10 protein-coding genes and 1 pseudogene are annotated in these 18,621 nt (G+C 60.2%); 7 read left to right on the top strand and 4 right to left on the bottom strand.

Annotated features, from left to right (window positions below; all coding sequences use genetic code 11):
* Window positions 1-408 precede the first annotated feature (408 nt).
* The 3 genes from ACTGJ9_RS29285 to ACTGJ9_RS29275 form a co-directional block, all read right to left on the bottom strand.
* Window positions 409-771 carry a DUF488 domain-containing protein gene (locus tag ACTGJ9_RS29285; RefSeq protein WP_456673898.1) on the bottom strand — a complete coding sequence of 121 codons (363 nt, stop codon included), beginning with the start codon at window positions 769-771 and terminating at the stop codon, window positions 409-411.
* A gap of 63 nt (window positions 772-834) precedes the next feature.
* Complete coding sequence (locus ACTGJ9_RS29280; RefSeq protein WP_456678668.1) at window positions 835-1,380, bottom strand: carboxymuconolactone decarboxylase family protein; 546 nt, start codon at window positions 1,378-1,380, stop codon at window positions 835-837.
* Window positions 1,381-1,893: 513 nt separating this feature from the next.
* The gene (locus tag ACTGJ9_RS29275) at window positions 1,894-3,450 is read right to left on the bottom strand and encodes an ISL3 family transposase (RefSeq protein WP_084777378.1); all 1,557 of its coding nucleotides are present in this window, start codon (window positions 3,448-3,450) and stop codon (window positions 1,894-1,896) included.
* Between the two features lie 1,941 nt (window positions 3,451-5,391).
* On the opposite strand from ACTGJ9_RS29275, the gene ACTGJ9_RS29270 reads away from it, so the two are divergent.
* The 3 genes from ACTGJ9_RS29270 to bfr all read left to right on the top strand — a co-directional run bounded on the left by ACTGJ9_RS29270 (window position 5,392) and on the right by bfr (window position 7,194).
* Window positions 5,392-6,183: a caspase family protein gene (locus ACTGJ9_RS29270; RefSeq protein WP_456673897.1), complete on the top strand. Its 792-nt coding sequence runs from the start codon at window positions 5,392-5,394 to the stop codon at window positions 6,181-6,183.
* A gap of 132 nt (window positions 6,184-6,315) precedes the next feature.
* Window positions 6,316-6,579 carry a (2Fe-2S)-binding protein gene (locus tag ACTGJ9_RS29265; RefSeq protein ID WP_456678667.1) on the top strand — a complete coding sequence of 88 codons (264 nt, stop codon included), beginning with the start codon at window positions 6,316-6,318 and terminating at the stop codon, window positions 6,577-6,579.
* Between the two features lie 126 nt (window positions 6,580-6,705).
* Window positions 6,706-7,194: a bacterioferritin gene (gene bfr, locus ACTGJ9_RS29260; RefSeq protein WP_456673896.1), complete on the top strand. Its 489-nt coding sequence runs from the start codon at window positions 6,706-6,708 to the stop codon at window positions 7,192-7,194.
* A 63-nt stretch (window positions 7,195-7,257) separates the two neighbouring features.
* Here the strand turns inward: bfr and ACTGJ9_RS29255 are convergent, their stop codons facing one another.
* Window positions 7,258-7,929, bottom strand: coding sequence for a UvrD-helicase domain-containing protein (locus tag ACTGJ9_RS29255; protein WP_456673895.1), 672 nt, complete (start codon window positions 7,927-7,929; stop codon window positions 7,258-7,260).
* Between the two features lie 147 nt (window positions 7,930-8,076).
* Here ACTGJ9_RS29255 and ACTGJ9_RS29250 point away from each other — a divergent pair, with 147 nt between their 5' ends.
* The 4 genes and pseudogenes from ACTGJ9_RS29250 to ACTGJ9_RS29235 all read left to right on the top strand — a co-directional run bounded on the left by ACTGJ9_RS29250 (window position 8,077) and on the right by ACTGJ9_RS29235 (window position 17,130).
* A complete protein-coding gene (locus ACTGJ9_RS29250) occupies window positions 8,077-9,069 on the top strand; it encodes a two-component system sensor histidine kinase NtrB (RefSeq protein ID WP_456673894.1) in 993 nt (330 codons plus the stop codon).
* Window positions 9,070-9,168: 99 nt separating this feature from the next.
* Window positions 9,169-11,052, top strand: a complete 1,884-nt coding sequence (gene nhaA / locus ACTGJ9_RS29245) for a Na+/H+ antiporter NhaA (RefSeq protein WP_456673893.1) — start codon at window positions 9,169-9,171, stop codon at window positions 11,050-11,052.
* Between the two features lie 159 nt (window positions 11,053-11,211).
* Window positions 11,212-11,445, top strand: coding sequence for a DUF6894 family protein (locus ACTGJ9_RS29240; RefSeq protein WP_456673892.1), 234 nt, complete (start codon window positions 11,212-11,214; stop codon window positions 11,443-11,445).
* Between the two features lie 145 nt (window positions 11,446-11,590).
* A pseudogene (locus ACTGJ9_RS29235) lies at window positions 11,591-17,130 on the top strand (ATP-binding sensor histidine kinase).
* Window positions 17,131-18,621: the final 1,491 nt, after the last annotated feature.

Here is an 18,621-nt window from a genome sequence, read left to right as displayed (position 1 = left end):
TTAACGGCCGCGCCGGCGCATCGGTGTTCTCGATCGGCGGTCAGGACAGCAGGGGCGGCACCGCTGCGGCGAACCCGTAGGAGCTGGTAAGCGCTTCGCTCGCCGCGTGCACGGCGATGACGATACGGCTGCAGGCGTGAAGGCGGAAAATCCGGCTATCCCCTATCGAGGTAGCCGGGCCGAACCACCATGGCGGGGATGGCGGCCGCGACTCCTTCCAGTGCTCCAAGGTCGAAGGAACGCTTGGCGACCAGGCGCGCGCCGCAGTGGATGCTGCGATTATGTGTCCCGTCGGGCGGACGCTCGGCCTTAGCGCCTACATCCGCACGAACGATAACGTCGGCATCGGGCCTGCGGCAGCTATGGCGACGACTTGAGGGAGCGTCCGATTCCGTACACCGACCCCGCTTAGCGGGCGCCGAGATAGTCCGCGAGCGCGATGGCGTTGTTGCGCTTGGTATCGTGCGCGCCGAAGAGCAGAGTGACTTTGCCCGCCGATACAAGATCTGTCAGGCGCTCGACTGCGGCTTGATTGGCGCGGAGCTCCTCGAAGTATCGCTTGTGAAACTCGCGCCACCGGTTCGGGTCATGTCCAAACCAAGTCCTGAGGCCACCGCTCGGAGCGATGTCCTTCAGCCACACGTCCACGCTGGCGTGCTCCTTCGTGAGCCCGCGCGGCCAGATGCGGTCGACGAGCACCCTCGTGCCGTCGGAGCCCTCGGGCAGCTCGTACACGCGTTTGACACCAAGCCCCGAGGAGCGTCGAGACATTCGAGTCTCCAGTCCTCTTCTCCTCCTTAAAGGAGGGCACCGCTTAAACGAGGGCACCTCGCGTTACGTGGTCTTCGCTGGACTGACCTCGGGAAAATCGATCGGAGTTTGGACCGCATTGTTCATGAAGTTGGTCAACAGGAACTGGGCGGTCAGCGCGATCATCTCGACGATGTTGGCGTCTGTCCACCCTGCACCCCTGACCGCCGCAAACTGGCCGTCGGAAACTTTGCCGCGCGTCTCGATGAGCGCTTTCGCGAAGGCGACCGCAGCCTGGCGCTTGGGATCGGTTGAGCGGCCCTCCCTGTTCAGCTCGATTTCGTCCGCTGGGATTTTGGCTAGGTTGCCCGCCATGAAGCTGTGCGCGGCCAGGCAGTAGTCGCACCCGTCCGCCTCAGACACCGCCAGCGCGATCCCGTCTCTCGTCTTGACGTCCAGCGTCTTCGCAAGCGATGCCATCAGGGTAGCCCAGCCGGAGAGCGCGTTCGGGCTGATCGACATGAGGCGGTGCAGGTTGGGCACGAAGCCCAGCATCTTGTCGACGTTGTCGAGGATCGGCTTGGACCCCGCGGGAGCGTCCTCGCGTTTCGGAATGGAAATACGTGGCATTTGATCCTCCATTAGACCCCCAACGATTATTCGGTTGGTGACGAAGCAACTGACGCCGACTGTTTCTGCTAGCAGTACCGACTGGACTGCCTCGAAGACTAGGACGCGTCGCACCGCGGCGCTCATGTTTGTTGATCATGCAATCCATAACGGCAGGTCATCGGCTGAGCACCGATCGGCCACGATGTCGCAGTCCCAGAGCTCGTGCTCCGCTGCTCGCCGCGCTGATCGGGATGGAACTAGCGGCTTTGAACGCCCCCTTCCAGGTCTAAGATGCGGTACCTGACCCGATCGAGCGCTTGCGCAACTCGGACTCGCGGAAGCGCGGCGTGATATGCTGCGGGCAATTTAAGCCGCAGCAAGACCGCGTGCTCGACCTTCGCTTTGTTGCCAGGCTACGCGACGCGCCGCGCCAGATCGGCCTCGTCCTGTCATTCGGCTTGCAATATTGACCCCTAAGCCGGGGGATCGGCGTCCAAAATTGGCGCTGACGCAATTTTGGTGCAACACGGGTCATGTGGCACCGATTAGCCGAGCCTGCAGCAAGTCGAGCTTGGCGCGTCCGTACATTTGGCGCTTGACCAGTTTGAGCTTGGTGATCTGGCCTTCGGTCTGTCCGTTGGACCAGGAGGTCGTGATCGCTGCGCTGACGGCGGCCTTGTCCTTGATGACGCCGTTGGCGAAAGACATGACGAGGCTTGCGCATGCTCGTTCCAACCATGGTTCAAGCTCTCCGTGAGCCTTCTTGCGGATCATCGCATGGAAAGCGGCTATGATCTCTCGAGCTTCCACCAGGAGAGGAACGCCCTGCTCAATCGCCGCAATGGTGACGGTCTCTGACTTTGATAGCGTATCGCGGCCATTGGTCATCAGGCGGGCGATCGTTCTCGCGGATGGTACGCGCTGCAGGTTCTGAGCATCGGGCGTTTCGGCACGCCGACGGCGTGTCGCCCATTCGGCAACGACTCGCACCGAGCCTCTAAATCCCTGCGCCTTGAGGCGACGCCAAAGGTCGGCGCCATTACAATGGCCAGCGGCCCACTGAACATCCAGCCATGGCAGGTAGTGCTCGAGCGAGCTCTCGCGCACCCTGAACACATCGGATCGCTGACCTCGCAATACCCTGCGGACGAGACCCCGACTATGTCCAGTGAGCCGTACGATCTCCTTTATGGAGACGCCCGTCTCAGCCTGTTTGAGGATTGCCGCGTTGGTGTCCTCACGCCGAAGATAGCCCTCATACTGGATGCGCTCGGCGGCGGTCAGCAAGTCGGGATTTATGGTGGCGGAGCCGACCGCGACGCGGACCTGGCGCATAGATTTGCGAACCGCATCGAGGAAGGCGTGGCTGGCGTTCTCCATGAGGTGCCAACGGTCGGCGACCTGGGTAGCGTGCGGGAGTGCCTTGGCCACAGCAAGGGCATATCCACCGCCGCGGTCGCGCGCGACCACAGCGATTTGTGGCTGCCCCGCGAGCCAGGCTTGCGCAGTGGCTGGCTCTCTGTCGGGTAAGAGAGTGATTGGTCGTCGCCGCTCGAGGTCGCAGATGATTGTTCCGTACCGCTGATTGCGCCGCCAGGCCCAGTCGTCGATACCGATCACGCTCGGCGCAGCAATAGGCGGACAGCCCCGCCTTCGAACCACCCGAAGTAACGTATCGTTGCTCACGGGCAGCATAAGTCTACGGGCAAAACTCGCGGCCGGGCGGCCACCCAAGGCAAGCCCAAGGTGATGGACGACCAGATCGAGCCGGGCCGTTCGCCGCGCCCACGGCGCCAGAGCGCCGTCATCGAAACGCTCGGTGAAAATACGTCGACCGCACATAACAGTAACGCAGCGGAAGCGGCGCGCCACGATCACCAGGCGAACCGGCCGCCCCGCCAGCGGCAGATCGGTGAGGCGTCGCTGATATCGGCTATGGATCCGCCCAGAACTGGCTCCGCATCCAGGACAGAGGCTCGTCCCGCTCGTGGGACGGATGGTGATCACGGTCGCGGCGCCGTCACAGACGGCGCTCTCCACGTTAAACCCGCGAGGGACCAAGGCCGACGGACGTAGGGCTCGCTGCATGGTATTGATTCCTTTGTGAAACCAACGCGAGCCGACGCTTGAACTTCATCAAAAGTGAGTCAGAGCCAAAATTGGACGCCGATGAGGGGTCAAAGTTGCAAGCCGATTGACAAACAGACGCGACTACTTTCTCGGCGGGTATTTCGCAGGACGCAAAGAGCCTCACCCGACCTTAGCGGGGATTGAAGCGGATGCCGCCGCCGCCGGCGACCGCTTGCGCGAACAGGCTGGCTGGGGCAACTGAATCGACCCTGGCAGATTAAAACACCTCCAGTGTCGATCCTCATGGCATCGTTTCGATAGCTGGAGGTGATTGGACGGTCGACGACCCAGTACATATGTTCAATGTAGCACACCAGGAGTACGGCGGATGCCGACCTACAGGAACACTCCCGAAGCGGTCTCGAAGTTCACTCCCGAGCAGTATCGCGAGACGCAGACTGATCGGATCGAGCGGTCCCTTTTCCAACGAATACTCGGACAACACAGAGTCTGGTCTCTGCGTCCTTCCAGTGAGCCGCTCTTCGCATGCTTCGAGAAGCTCGACAGTGAAACGGATGGCCGAGTTTCACGGAAACCGCGTGCGCCCGCCAAAGCCAGAAGTGAACTTCACGCCTTCGACCTTCGTCTTCTCAATATACCCAAAGCTGGAAGGACTACCGCGTGCGTACGAAACAGCAACGGCCCGTTCGAAAGCCGCAACGGCTGACACGGCGCGGTCAGTCTAACGGAGGTCGGCGTGACGTGTTTCTATAAAGCTGTTGAGACACCGGGGAAGCCTTCAAACTCGTGAGCCACAAAAGCTTAGCGGTGATGTTGTGGGAAAACGTGGATCAAAAGCGCGTGCGCCTTCGCGACCTCTTGGAAGCTGTTGACCACCCGATCCTTGAGCGCGCGGAGGACCAGCTCAGCCATTTCTTGGCGGGCACACGGAGGTCCTGCCACATCGAGCCTCGACCTCGTCGGCTCCGCATTCCAGAAGAGCGTCTGGGAAGCACCGCTAACGCTTCACTTCGCCCCGACACGCTGATACGCGAAGATCGCAAGAGCCGTTGGCGATCCAAAGGTAATCCGCGCCGTAGGTGCTGCAAACGGCAAGAACAGCATACTCGCGGTTCAGTCCCACATGGGCTTCGCCGATGCCTGGTGGGTATGTGCAGCAAGTTTCTCGAGACCGCCTGTGACCCCCTTTCGGCCCGAACGTCGGTATATGCGTGAGCCTGGCCCCAGATGGGTGGGTACGCATGGCGTGGTAGCTGACAAGCGCACTCCACGCCAACGTCCCATGGCTTTGATCGGCGACCGTACCGGTTCTGGGCGAATGCCGGCCGCTACCGGACCGCTCGAGACAAGGTCTTGCTAACTAGATAGGAGAACTATCATGACAAAGCGTTCGCTTATGATCGCGGCAACAAGCTGCTTCATTGCATTTGCGCCGGCAGCATATGGGCGCTCGGCCTACGACGGCTCTTGGGACCTCGTCTTCGTGACGCAAAGGGGGACCTGCGATTCCAGTTACAGCTTTACTGTCGATGTGACCAACGGAGTTGTCACACATCCCAATCTCGTAAAATTTCGAGGTTACGTCGCAAGGTCCGGCGCGGTTCGCGCTTCGGTAACGGTCCAAGACAAAGATGCCACGGGTGCGGGCAAATTGTTCGCAACGTCCGGTCGTGGGACCTGGAGCGGCCACTCAGGAATGGCGCGATGCTCAGGCTACTGGACGGCGCGCCGCAATTGAAGGACGCGACGGCGGCCAGGAGCGGGGTGCGAGTGCGCGAATGCTGTGAAGACCAATTCTTACGTAAAGGAGCGTTTCCTCGGTGAACTGGAGACCATAATGAAATGACAGCTCGCAGAATACTAGTCGGCATTGCAGTCCTGCTCGGCTTGTTCTCAACCGGCCTCGACAGGACAATGCGGTTGGAGAAGCCGCGGCCCATGAGCGCGCCCATCTGGTCGGTAGAATCCGCCGTCGGTACCGATCGGCTGGCTCTGGTGATTGGCAATTCCACCTATCCCGATGCCGACTCTCCTCTTCCTCAAATGACACGCGATGCGGAAGGGTTGGCAAATGCTCTTCGCAATGACGGTTTTCTGGTCGACGCCGTAGATAATGCGGCGCGCCCCGACATTACCGGCGCAATTGATCGGCTAGTGGCGAGAGTACATTTGAACTCAATTGTGTTAGTGTATTTCGGAGGTTACGGTGTCCAATCTGACGGATTGAATTATTTGATTCCGGTCGATGCGAAGATCTGGACTGAAGAAGATGTCCGCCGACAAGGCGTAAGCATTGACCGCCTCCTTTCGCAACTCAAGGCTTCCGGAGCACGCGTACGGCTCGTAGTCATTGAGGCCTCACGCCGCAACCCTTACGAGCGACGCTTCAGGACTTACTCACACGGACTTGCTCCTATTCAAACGAGTGAGAACGCGCTCATCTTGAGCTCAGCGGCGCCTGGCCAAGTCGTCGAAGACCCGGACGAACTACACAGTCAGCTGATGACCGCTCTTCTTAAGCGCATCGAGTCTTCGAAAGGGGTCGAGGAGGTCTTCAACAACACCCGAAACGCAGTCGTGGCTGCTACCCAGGGCCAACAGATTCCAGCTGTGTCATCTACGCTAACCGAGAGCGTTAAGCTTTGGCCGATACGGAGCGGCGTGCTCCCGTGCGCTCTGTCGGCTCTGCAGCTCGCCGCCGCCGCGACTCATCAAGCGGAGTTCTGCTGAGCTCTAAAGATCAAGGGCTGGTTTCCGACGGAGTGCGCCACTCAATCATCTCCGCATTGTTTGGGACCCCCAACGCGCTCTGGCGCCGTCCCATATCGACGACGCCGCATCACCGGAGGTCTCTTGCGTTTCATGATTGTCTGTTCCTGCAATGTCCTCACCGACCACGATGTTCGCCACGCCGTCAACACGGCCGATGACGCACTGCGCAATGCCAAGCAGATCTATGACTGCCTTGGCTGCAGCGCTGAATGCGGCCGCTGCGCCCGCAGCATCAAGACGATCATCGACGAGGCATACAGTGAATGTGCACTAGCCTGTCAGGCCGGCTGCCCGCATAGCCGGATCATGGATAACGCGGGGGATGAGCCAAAAGTCGCGCCCGCAGCGCCCTAACTTGCCTGGATTTGCTGGACAGGTGCCGCTCGGTTTCGTGCCGGGGACGCCTGCTTGCTTGTTTTTCGCCAGAAGCATTCTAAACTCCCAAAGACCAAGACCCGGCCTCAACTTTTGGAGTTCAACATGCAGGGCGAGCCCAAAGTCATCGAGTATCTGAACAAGGGATTGCGTCACGAGCTCACTGCCATCAACCAGTACTGGCTGCATTACCGGCTGCTGGCCAATTGGGGCATCTCGGAGATGGCCAAGGTCTGGCGCAAGGAGTCAATCGAGGAGATGCAGCACGCCGACCGCATCACCGACCGGATAATATTCCTCGACGGCTTTCCCAACATGCAGATACTCGATCCGTTGCGGATCGGCCAGAACGTCAAGGAAATCATCGAGTGCGATCTGGCCGCCGAGATGAGCGCGCGTGCGCTGTACCAAGAGGCGGCGACGCATTGTCATTCCGTGAAGGATTATGTCACCCGCGATTTGTTCGAGAACCTGATGACGGACGAGGAACACCACGTCGATTTCCTCGAGACGCAGCTTGATTTGATCAATCGGATCGGGATCGAGCTCTACACACAGAATCATGTCGGTGAGCTCAAGACCGAAGAGCACTGAAATTCGCGTCGATGGTCCCTTCTGCCAGCCCTAAGTTCGACTTCTGCGCCTGCTTTGCCTCCGTTAGGGTGCGAGCAGTTGCTTCAGCTCACTGGTCCTACTGGCGCAGCAAGGAAGAACCCGTCCCGGACCTGCTCGGTTCACGGAACGTGAGTACATGGCGAGACAGTCGCTCGCTCGAACTATATCCGCTCGGCACATTCTCGCGAAAGACAGCCGTGGAAGGTTCCCGCGAGCGCTTCGCTCAAGAGCGAGGGATTCTTTCCCGAGCTCACCGACAAGACGCGGGACTTGGTCCGCCATCTCTGCCGCCGCTTGTTGCGAGAAGGTCATTGGGAGTCTTCGGCCCGGATCCGCGCCGTTGGCAATAAGGTACGCGACACGATGAGCTAGGGTATCGGTTTTACCACGGCGCTGCCCGGGATTGAGTTCACCAAGATTTGTTGCGGTCGTCGGCACGCTCGGCTCCGGCAGAGAGTTCGGCAATTCTACGCTGGAGGACAACGCTCCGCCGGCCTTGAAGCTCTGCGAAGGGAGTGATCTGCATTCGATGGCAACGAAGCGCCGGGTGCCACCGGTGCAGTAGTGTGTCACGCTTGTGGTAAGGACTCCGCGTGACGAATGGCCTCGTGGGCGTGAAACAGCTTTTCGCGGCGGCCGAGAGTTCTGGTCCGGCGAGGCGGTGCAGAGGGAGCCGCTGCGCTCCCGCGGGGGCGCCAAGCGTCTCTCATCCATTCCGATAACGGTCGGCTATCAACTCCATGGCAAGAGGTGATTTTCCTTTTGACCGGCATGGACTCAATCTTCGAGCCATGGTCGCCGCCCCTCGGATAAGGGCAGACTCGGCGTTCCGTTGAACAGTCGCAAGCCAAGAGGTCCGACATGCAGATCAAAGAGACAATTGGCGTTTCATTCCCCGGCACTGTCGAAAGCCCGCCGCTGGAGGATGTCGTCGTGCTCGGGGACCGCGCCGGCGTTGCGCTTGGAGCGCAGCGCGCGAGCAACGCAAGCGTGCGTGGCGTACGCGATGACGGTAGCGGCCTCATCGCGTCCAGATACGTTGAGATCCCGCTCGTCGGCTCCGACGGCAAGGTCTCGGGGATTTTGTGCCGCACCAGTCCGCGGTCCGACACCGGAGGGGCGGTCGCGGCGGGCGGGCGGGCGGGGGTGAGGGCGATAGCGGACCTGGAGCGGTTCGCCCACGACATCAATAACCTTCTCGCTGTTATCAGGAGCGGACTGCAGCTGCTCGAGTGCCAGAGCGAAGCTGCCCAGCGAAAGGCCATCCTGGACAAAATGCAGGAGGCGATCACGCGAGGCGCGTTGCTTTCCCGGCAGCTCCTCGACGCTGCGCGACCGCGCCCCAAGTCGATCGACCGGTTTGTCTCAGGCAGTCGCCTCGCAGCGATAGCGGGCACCCTTGACCGGGCGTTGCGTCCGGACATCACGGTGCGCACCGAGATCGCCCCTGATTTGTGGGACTTCAACGCTGATCCGGAAGAGCTGTACTTTGCGCTGCTGAATCTCTGTCGAAACTCGGCCGATGCTATGTCGGACCTTGGCGTGATCACCGTTGCGGCGCGGAACGTCGAACCGTCTTCTGGCGCGGCCCGGGCATTCGTCGAGATCATCGTCGCCGACGATGGGGAGGGCATGCCCGAGGAAGTCCTTTCACAAGCCTTCATCCCGTACTTCTCGACAAAGCCCGCGGACAGCGGCACCGGTCTCGGGCTCCCCCAGGTCCAGCGCTTCGCGGAAGGCCGCGGCGGCGCGATCAGTATGGAGAGCAAACAGGGTTCGGGCACGTTGGTGCGCCTGTTCCTGCCGCGCGTGCACGCAGCTGGGCTCCGAACAGTATCGTCGGGGCGAAAATAGCCGACGCGCCGTCACCCGACGGTGGTGTATTCCACGTCATCAAACCGGCCACGGCTGCTCCGACGTCGTAGCCGGCGCGAGCACCGGATTTCTTCAGCGATGCAGCTCATGATCCCGCCGGGCCGTCTCGACCGTCCAGTCGACCAAGACACGGACCACGTGCTCGGCGCCGCCGATGCCCAGATTTCGCTCGTCGAGTACGGCAGCTACGCCTGCCCGCACTGCAGGGCTGCCAACGAGCGCATCGCGCAAGCACGCGACCAACTTGGCAACCGCATCTGCTATGCCTTCCGCCACAAGCCGCTCGCAGGCAACAGCATTTCCTTTCGGGCCGCTGAGCTCGTCGAGCATGCTCAGACGCCCGAGGCGTTCTGGTCCGCGCACATCAAGCTGATGACGAGATCGATGCAGCTCACAGAGGATGACCTCGTCGCGGTGGCCGCCGACCTCGGTGTGAACGCCAACTTCGCGCTTGGCAACAGCGACGCCGTACGGCGCGCGAGGGCGAGGGTGGAGGCGGACGTCGCAAGCGCACGCGCAAGCGGCGTGAGATTCACGCCGAGCTTCTACATCAACCGTCGGCGCTATGACGGCCCCTGGGACGAGAGCTCTCTCGTCGACGCAATGCTTGGCACGCTCGGCCACCGTGTCCGTACGGCAGCCTTGGACTTCGCGAGCTGGGGCCCGTCCGCCGGCATTTTGCTAGTCCTCGCGAGCTTGACAGCCATCGTCTTGACGAACTCGCCGATCCGGCCGGCATTCGAGGCCCTCTGGCGCCAGGAGTTGGGCGTGAGCTTGGGTGACGCGGCCTTTCAGATGCCCATTCTCCGTTGGGTCAACGACGGCCTGCTAACGGTGTTCTTCCTCGTCGTGGGATTGGAAGTGAAGCGTGAGATGACAGTTGGCCACCTCGCAAGCCGCCGCTCCGCGGCGCTTCCGATCGCCGCCGCGGTCGGCGGGATGGTCGTGCCGGCGCTTCTGTATGCGCTGCTCATCCCTGCGGGGCCGTGGTCGCACGGGTGGGGCATTCCGATGCCGACCGACACTGCGTTCGCGATTGCCTTGATCGCCGTGATGGGCGCCCGCGTTCCGGTTGGGCTGCGCATCTTCCTTACCGCGGCGGCCATCGTCGACGACATCGGTGCGATCGCGGTCGTTGCCGTGTTCTACTCCGGCGATATCCAGCCGGGCTACTTGGCCGCGGCCGCGGCCGTGGTCGTCGCGCTGGCGCTGCTGAGCCGGTCGAAAGTCTACCTTCTCTCACCTTATGTTCTCTTAGGCGTCGCTTTGTGGGCGTTCGTCTACGCGGGCGGCCTCCACGCGACGTTGGCTGGCGTGGTGCTGGCGCTGTTCGTTCCGACGCGCCCGCCTGCCAACCTGCCTGCCTTGATGACGCAGGCCAGCACCATCATTGCCTCGGAGGCCCGGCACGAGGGCGAGGTTCTCAGGCACGGCCCCTCGACCCCGGCGCTGCACGCTCTCGAAGAAATCTACGACAGACTTGAATCGCCCGCCGACCGGCTGCTGCGACACGCTGGCTCGCGGTCGAGCTACGCAGTGCTCCCGATGTTCGCACTGGCGAACGCGGGTGTGGCAATCAATCCCGGCGTCTTGGTCGGGCATGACTGGCTCATGGCCGCGATCATTGCGGGCCTCACCATAGGAAAGCCGGCCGGCATCTTTCTCGGGGCCGCTGCGGCCGTGCGCGCTGACATAGCCGTCAAACCGGCGGAGTACACGTGGCGGCAGTTGGCCGGGGCGGGATCCCTCGCTGGGATCGGCTTCACGATGTCGCTGTTCATCGCCGGGCAGGCGTTTCCAAGTGCCACTGACTTCTCGGCCGCCAAGATTGCCGTGTTCGCCGCGTCAATTCTTTCGGCCGTCGTTGGGACTGCCCTGCTCTGGGGAGCTCCGCGCCAAGAGCTTATCGGAGAGGCGCCGCAGAGCACTGGCATGCAGGTGTCAGAATCGGCGGGGGCTTAGGCGGGATCGCGGAGAGTTTTGGATGCTTCTACCTATTGGTACGAGAGTAACAGTCGGTGGTGGCCAAATCCTCGAGAGACGATCGATTCCGTCGGTCGTATCCCGACACTGACACGCTGAGGTATCGTGGCGAACCGTCGCATTTGAAGGAGGTTGAACGTGACCCAGGTATATTTTCACTGCTCGAACACGAAGAAGGTGTTCGTCGATCGCCGCGGCGCTGTGGTGGACGATCTTGCTGAGGCGCGCGATCACGCGACCCGTGTCGTGCAATCCTTAACCAGCGAGCGCAGTCTCGAGGATTGGCGTGACTGGGTCCTGCATGTCAGCGACGACAGCGGCGATGAGCTCTTCGTTGTGCCCTTCACCTCCGTGCTCGGCAAGCCGAACTGAGGGCGCACATATCAGGGGGCTGGAGACCCGCGACTCGCCAGCCTGGTCGACGCAAGGTCAACAGGCTGGAGAGGCCGCGCGCGTGGCGCATGAAGGGCTTAATCAGCCGACTTCAAGCCGAAGCCTCCACGGCGGAGTTTGACGGATGGTGCAGCAGTCGCTGAACGTCACGTACTCGGACGGCGGCTCTCAGGTGTTGTGGGAGGACGGCGAGCGCGTGTTCAGTCGCGGCTGGCGACTGGACGACAATGGCAACCGGCTCGCCGTGCTACTCGTTGCGCCTGCCGCCGACCACCCGGCCCGAGCGAGACTCGATCGCCTCACGCACGAATACGAGCTGAAAGATGAACTCGACGGGGCATGGGCGGCGCGGCCGCTCGCCCTCATGCGCGACGCCGGTCGGACCGTACTGGTGCTCGACGATGTCGGTGGCGGGCAGCCGCTCGATCGTTTGCTCGGTGGGCCCATGGAGGTCGGACGCTTCTTGCGCCTTGCTATCGCTGTTATCTCTGCTCTAGACAAGCTTCATCAGCGCGGGCTCATCCACAAAGACATCAAGCCAGCTAATGTTGTGGTGGACTGCGCGGACGAACACGTGCGGCTCACTGGGTTTGGCATCGCATCGCGCCTGTCCCGCGAGCGGCAGGCGCCCGAGCCGCCCGAGACCATCGCAGGTACGCTTGCCTACATGGCACCCGAACAAACCGGGCGGATGAACCGCTCGATCGACGCCCGCAGCGATCTCTACGCCCTCGGCGTCACGCTGTACCAGATGCTCACGGGCGTTCTGCCCTTCACGGCGGCTGATCCGATGGAATGGGTGCACTGCCATATTGCCAGAAAACCAGTGCCGCCAGGGGAACGGCTAGAGAGTGTCCCAGCGCCCGTCTCGGCGATCATTATGAAGCTGCTCGCCAAGACTCCCGAGGATCGTTACCAGACCGCCGGCGGTGTCGAGCGCGATCTGCGACGCTGCCTGGCGGAATGGGAAGCGCGCCGCCGCATCGATGACTTTCCGCTCGGCCTGCTGGACACGCCGAACCAGCTGCTGATCCCCGAAAAGATGTACGGACGAGATCGTGAGATCGCGACGTTGCTTTCCTGCTTCGATCGCATCATCAAGACTGGTGTGCCACAGTTGGTGCTGGTCTCAGGATGTTCGGGGATCGGCAAATCCTCGATTGTCAACGAGCTGCATAAGACTCTCGTCCCAGCACGTGGACTCTTCGTGTCCGGCAAGTTCGATCAGCACAAGCGCGACATTCCCTATTCGACACTCGCACAGGCCTTTCAGGGACTCGTGCGACATCTTCTCGGCAAGAGCGACGCAGAGCTTGGTCGTTGGCGCGTGGCCCTTCTCGAGGCTTTAGGTCCCGACGGGAGCCTCATGGTTCAGCTGGTCCCCGAGCTAAAGCACGTGGTCGGCGATCAAGAGCCCGTCGCTGATCTTCCAACGCAGGAATCGCAAAAGCGCTTCCAACTGTTGTTTCGACGATTTATTGGCATTTTTGCCCAGGCCGAGCATCCGCTCGTCCTGTTCCTGGACGACTTGCAGTGGCTTGACGCGGCGACCTTTGACCTAGTTGAGGATCTCCTGACGCGCTCGGACGTACACCACTTGATGCTGATCGGCGCTTACCGCGACGACGAGGTCGATGCAGCGCATCCGCTGAGGCACAAGCTCGATGCAATGAAGAATTCCGGCGGTAAGATAGCGGAAATCGATCTTGCACCACTCGCCGGCGAACACATCGGGCAACTGATTGCCGATGCTCTTCGCTGCGAGCCGGACCGCGCTTTGCCACTCGCGGAACTGGTGCTTAAGAAGACCGGCGGCAATCCGCTTTTTGCTATTCAGTTCATCTACACTCTGGCCGACCAAGGTCTGCTCACCTTCGACTATGCGGACATGCGATGGCGGTGGGACCTGACCCGCATCGAGGCTGAAGGGTGCACTGAAAACGTCGTGGATCTGATGGTCGAGAGAGTGAGGCGCTTACCAAGCGAGACACAGAAGGTACTGCAGCAGCTTGCATGCTTTGGCAACAGTGCCCAAACAGCGCTCCTTTCAATGGTTCACGAGAGCTCCGAGGAAAAGCTCCACGCGGATTTGTGGGAAGCACGGCGAGCCGAATTGCTTATACGTTCGAGTACCTTGTACAAGTTCACGCATGATCGCATTCGGGAAGCCGCTTATTCGTTGATTCCTGTGAAGGAGCGCGCCGCAACACACCTCAGAATAGGACGACTCCTTAAAGCGCACCTTCCAGCAGACAAACAGGAAAAGGCGATCTTTGAGATTGCGGCCCAATTTAACCGTGGCTCCGATCTGATTGCTTCTCGCGAAGAACGCGAGCAAATCGCTGAGCTCAATCTGGTCGCCGGCAAGCGCGCCAAGGCGTCCGCGGTGTATGCGTCGGCTCTGAGCTATCTAGTCGCCGCTGCCGCTCTTCTGTCGGAAGGTTCGTGGAAGCGGACGCACGCGTTAATCTTTGAGGTGGAGCTGCACCGAGCAGAATGCGAGTTCTTGATTGGAGATCTTAAGAATGCAGAGCAGCGACTCGCTGCGCTTCCAGATCGCGCTACCAACACGCTTGAGCGCGCTAAGGTCGCTTGTTTGCGTGCGGACCTTTACATCACACTCGGCCAGAACGAGCACGCCGTTGCGATCGGTTTGGATTACCTTCGGCACCTAGAGGTCAAGTGGTCTCTACACCCAACGGAAGACGACGCGCGAACTGAATATGAACGAATGTGCTCGCAGCTTGAGGGCCGCACGACCGAGGAGCTGACCGAGTTGCCTTTGATGGACGATCCGGTGTCTCTGGCAACTATCGACGTCTTGATGAAGATCGGAACACCTGCATTTTTCACGGACAAAAACCTCTGGTCCCTTATCATATGTCGCACCCTAGAGCTCAGCTTGGATCGAGGAAACACCGATGGTTCGTGCTTGGCCTACATTGGGTTAGGCTTGGTCGCAGGTTTCCGGTTTGGCAACCATAAGAGTGCATTTCGTTTTGCCGAGATCGGTTATCAACTGGTTGAACGACTTCAGCTGATGCGCTTTCAGCCCAGGATCTATTTGCATTTTGGCGCTAATTTTGTCCCCAGTATGAAACATGTTCGGGCGGGACGCGAACTATTGCGCAGTGCATTTGAGATCGCAAACAAGAATGGTGATCTCGTCTTTGCGGGGTACGCTTGCGTTGCGCTGATCGGGAATCTGCTTGCAGCAGGTGAACCGCTTGTTGAGGTACAACGCGAAGCCGAGCGTGGTCTCGAATTTGCGCAAAAAATGCGCTTTGATTCAGTAAATGACTGGATCAGCCCGCAGCTTGCTCTCATCAAGACGCTCCGTGGTTCAACGACGAAGTTCGGTTGCTTCGACGATGAGCAGTTTGAGGAGAACCGCACGGAACGTTACTTCTGTAGCAGCCCAGAGCTGGCGCACCCCGAAGGTCGGTACTGGATTCGCAAACTGCAGGCACGTTTCTTCGCAGCCGATTATACCAGCGCCCTCGAGGCCTCACGGAACGCGGAGCGCCTCCTGCAGATATTCCCGTCGCCGCTCGAGACTGCAGATTTTCACTTCTACAGCGCACTTTGCCAAGCAGCCTCATCCCACTTCGAAACGTCCGATAGGGACCATCGTCTGGAGGCTCTGAGCATCCATCACCAGCAGCTTCGGAGCTTCGCAACGAACTGCCCTGAAAACTGCGAGAACCGCGCTGCGTTGGTTGGTGCGGAGATTGCCCGGATTGATGGCCGCGCGTTCGATGCCATGAACCTTTACGAACAAGCCATCCTTTCGGCACAGGCAAACGGCTTTGTCCACAACGAGGCGCTCGCCAATGAGTTGGCGGCGCGCTTTTACACCGCCTGCGGCTTCGAGCAAATCGCGCACCTGTATCTGCGAAACGCCCGGGACTGCTACTTGCGCTGGGGAGCCGACGGAAAAGTTCGCCAACTCGAGGAGCTTTATCCGCACCTCAAAGTGGACAAGTCGATCCCGGATTCCACGGCGACGATAGTGACACCCATCGAGCAGCTTGATTTGGCTACCGTAATCAGAGTCTCGGAAGCACTATCAGGCGAGATCGTTTTCGAGAAGTTAATCAAAACGCTCATGAGTTCGGCAATCGAACACGCGGGCGCCAATCGAGGTCTCTTGATTCTTCCGCGAGGCGACGAATATCAAATTGAAGCAGAGGCCACAACCGGCAGTGACAACGTGAACGTGGTCCTGAAACAGGCACGCGTGACGGCCGCGGATCTACCGAGTTCTGTGTTTCACTACGTCCTTCGGACAAAGAAAGCGTTCTCCTGCACGATGCGTCCAGTGAGAACTCGTTTTCAGCGGATGGCTATATTCGCGACCACCGCTCACGGTCAATGCTCTGCCTGCCGATACTGAAGCAGACTAGGTTGATCGGGATGCTGTACTTGGAGAATAACCTTACGACTGCCGCGTTTACTCCTGCTCGAATGGTAGTCCTCACGCTGCTCGCTTGCCAGGCCGCTATCTCAATAGAGAACGCCAGCCTGTACCGCGACCTAGCTGAGCGGGAGGCCAGGATCCGACGGCTAGTGGATTCCAACATCATCGGCATCCTCTTCTGGGATGTTGACGGCCGGATCATCGATGCTAACGAAGCGTTTCTCCGCATCACCGGATATGCCCGCGACGATGTTGTCTCCGGTCGACTGCGCTGGCGGGATCTGACGCCCACCGAATGGCGCGATGCCGACGACCGACGAATGGCGGAGCTCGAGGCGACCGGAACGGCGCTACCCTACGAGAAGGAGTACTTCCGGAAAAGCGGCGGCCGCGTGCCGGTGCTGGTCGGGGCAGCGACGTTCGGCGGGCGGTCCGACCAGGGCGTGGCCTTCCTGGTGGACTTAACCGAGCGCAAGCGAGCGGAGGCGGAAATTCGCGAAAGCGAGCGGCGCTACAGCGAGGTGCAGATGGAGCTCGTGCACGCAGATCGAGTTGCGACACTGGGGCAGCTCTCGGCTTCGATTGCCCATGAAGTCAACCAGCCGATCGGGGCGACGCTCAACAATGCCTCTGCGGCGTTGCACTGGCTGAGCAAAGAACCAGCAGATCTGGAGAAAGCTCGGGAGGCTCTCAACCGGATCTTTGCAAACGGCAAACGCGTCAGCGAGGTTGTCGGCCGGATACGAGCGCTTTTCAAAAAAGCACCTCTACGAAAAGAAGACGTGGACATCAACGAAGCAATTCTCGAGGTCATCACCCTGACCCGTGGCGAGATCGTGAAGAACGGCATTTCGGTCAAGTCGCAGCTCGCGGACGACTTGCCGCTCATTCAAGGAGATCGGGTTCAGCTGCAGCAAGTGATCATGAACCTGATCATCAACGCCATCGAAGCGTTGAGCGCGGTCAGCGAGGGGGCGCGAGAATTGGTGATCACCACTCATACCGGGGAACCCTCCGGCGTGCTCGTCGTGGTGCGGGATTCGGGTCCAGGTCTCAGTTCAGAGGGTCTCGAGCGTATCTTTGACGCCTTCAACACCACAAAGCCCGGCGGCTTGGGAATGGGTTTGTCGATTTGCCGCACGATCATTGAAGCGCATGGGGGACGACTGTGGGCCACCGCCGCCCAACCTCACGGCGCGACTTTCGAATTCACGCTGCCCTCACTGTCAAATCAGGCAGCGTGAATTGAACATCCTGCAGCGGGCCAACAGCGGACACCCATGACGCTGCTGTCGCTGCCGACGTGGCTGAGCGCCTTAACGATGACGAAGCCCGACGCGAAGAGGACAAGTGGTCAGCCGTAACATCCATCGGTCGCCGTTTGCGCTTGTAGGAAAGCGCACGGACTCCTGTGGCCGAGCACGGCATCTAGGGTGGACGCGCATAGCATTTGATTGGAGAAACCTCCGATTTATCTGATACCCCATCAAACGGAAAGTCCTGAGGTTTTACTGCCGATACTGCTCATGGCGGGCTAGAAATAGACCAACGTATGATCAGACCATTCCGATTGTGGAATGCGATCCTCCCTCAGCACGATAACGCGATACAAGCGTGCCATGGCCTAAGTAATCGTTCTGAGATAGCAGTGAGTCCAGCGGCTCAGTGCCGCGAGACGCAGCGGAACCGGACCCGCGAGCCGGCAGTTGCAAGAAGAGGTCGGCGGCGTAGCGCCCGTCGGCCTTTTCTCGGCTCGCTTCCGATCAGTGAACTGTCCCATGATTATGGATAGGTCGGATGGCAGCGACCCCCTAAGGAGGGGCTCTCTGGATTCACAAACACTGAATGGCGTCGTTTTCCGGGAGGTCGCAATGCGTCAAATCTACCTCACGATTACTGTTAGCAGTCTCACGTTACTGATCGGCCTGTATGTGCTCGGCGTCGTGCGTCTGTAAAACGGTTGATTCGAGATTGCTGCTGGCAGCCTATATCTGCCCGACTGTTACAGCTTCATCCCTCCAACCGACAGGTCTCGGAACCGCGAGGGCCGAGCTGCAATATCCATCGCATGTAGGCGCCATCGACAACACGCGCCAAAGCCACCGTCGCGAATGACTTTGGCGTGCAACGGTTGGGAACGGTCGTTGGGGCCACATTCATCGCAACAAATTGCGGTCGATAGAGAAGGAGAAAACAAGGGTCTCCGAAAATGAGCAAATGAGCGGCGAACTCATCCGGTCCTCCTCTGCAGAAAGCTGTCGCGGCCGAACAGGACCGCGGGTATCGGCGCCGTTCACCTGTCGCCAACGGTAGCCAGAATCTCGGCGACGGGACGACGAGTTTCCAGCGGATGCTCGTCTCGCCAACTTTGTTAATCTTGAAGCAGGGGCGCGTCTGACGTTCAAGGCGCAGAATGGGGTCGAACACTTTTTCGACATTGAGTTGAGTCAGGTTGCTCGCGTGTCATTCGACTGCACATTGGCCATGACTCACTTTTGATGCAGTTTGGAGAGTCTGCCGCTTTGATTGCGTCAGACTCAACGTCATGCAGCAAGTGCTCCACAGCTCCAGCCTGGTGCCGCCTGGGTGTTGTAAAGAGGCGTAATACGAAGGTAACAACGGCCGTTATTGCGGTCCGGGCATGCGGAAGCGTTGGTCTGTGTCCATGATGCGGAACGGTTTCTCCAGGTGCCCAGACCTGATATCGGCGCCGCGAGAGCGATCTGCCGCTTTCA

It is taken from the genome of Bradyrhizobium sp. RDM12, assembly GCF_051917485.1.
Classification (GTDB): domain Bacteria; phylum Pseudomonadota; class Alphaproteobacteria; order Rhizobiales; family Xanthobacteraceae; genus Bradyrhizobium.
The sequence above is the reverse complement of the archived record's forward strand: the minus strand, read 5'-3'. Positions and strand labels throughout refer to the sequence as shown.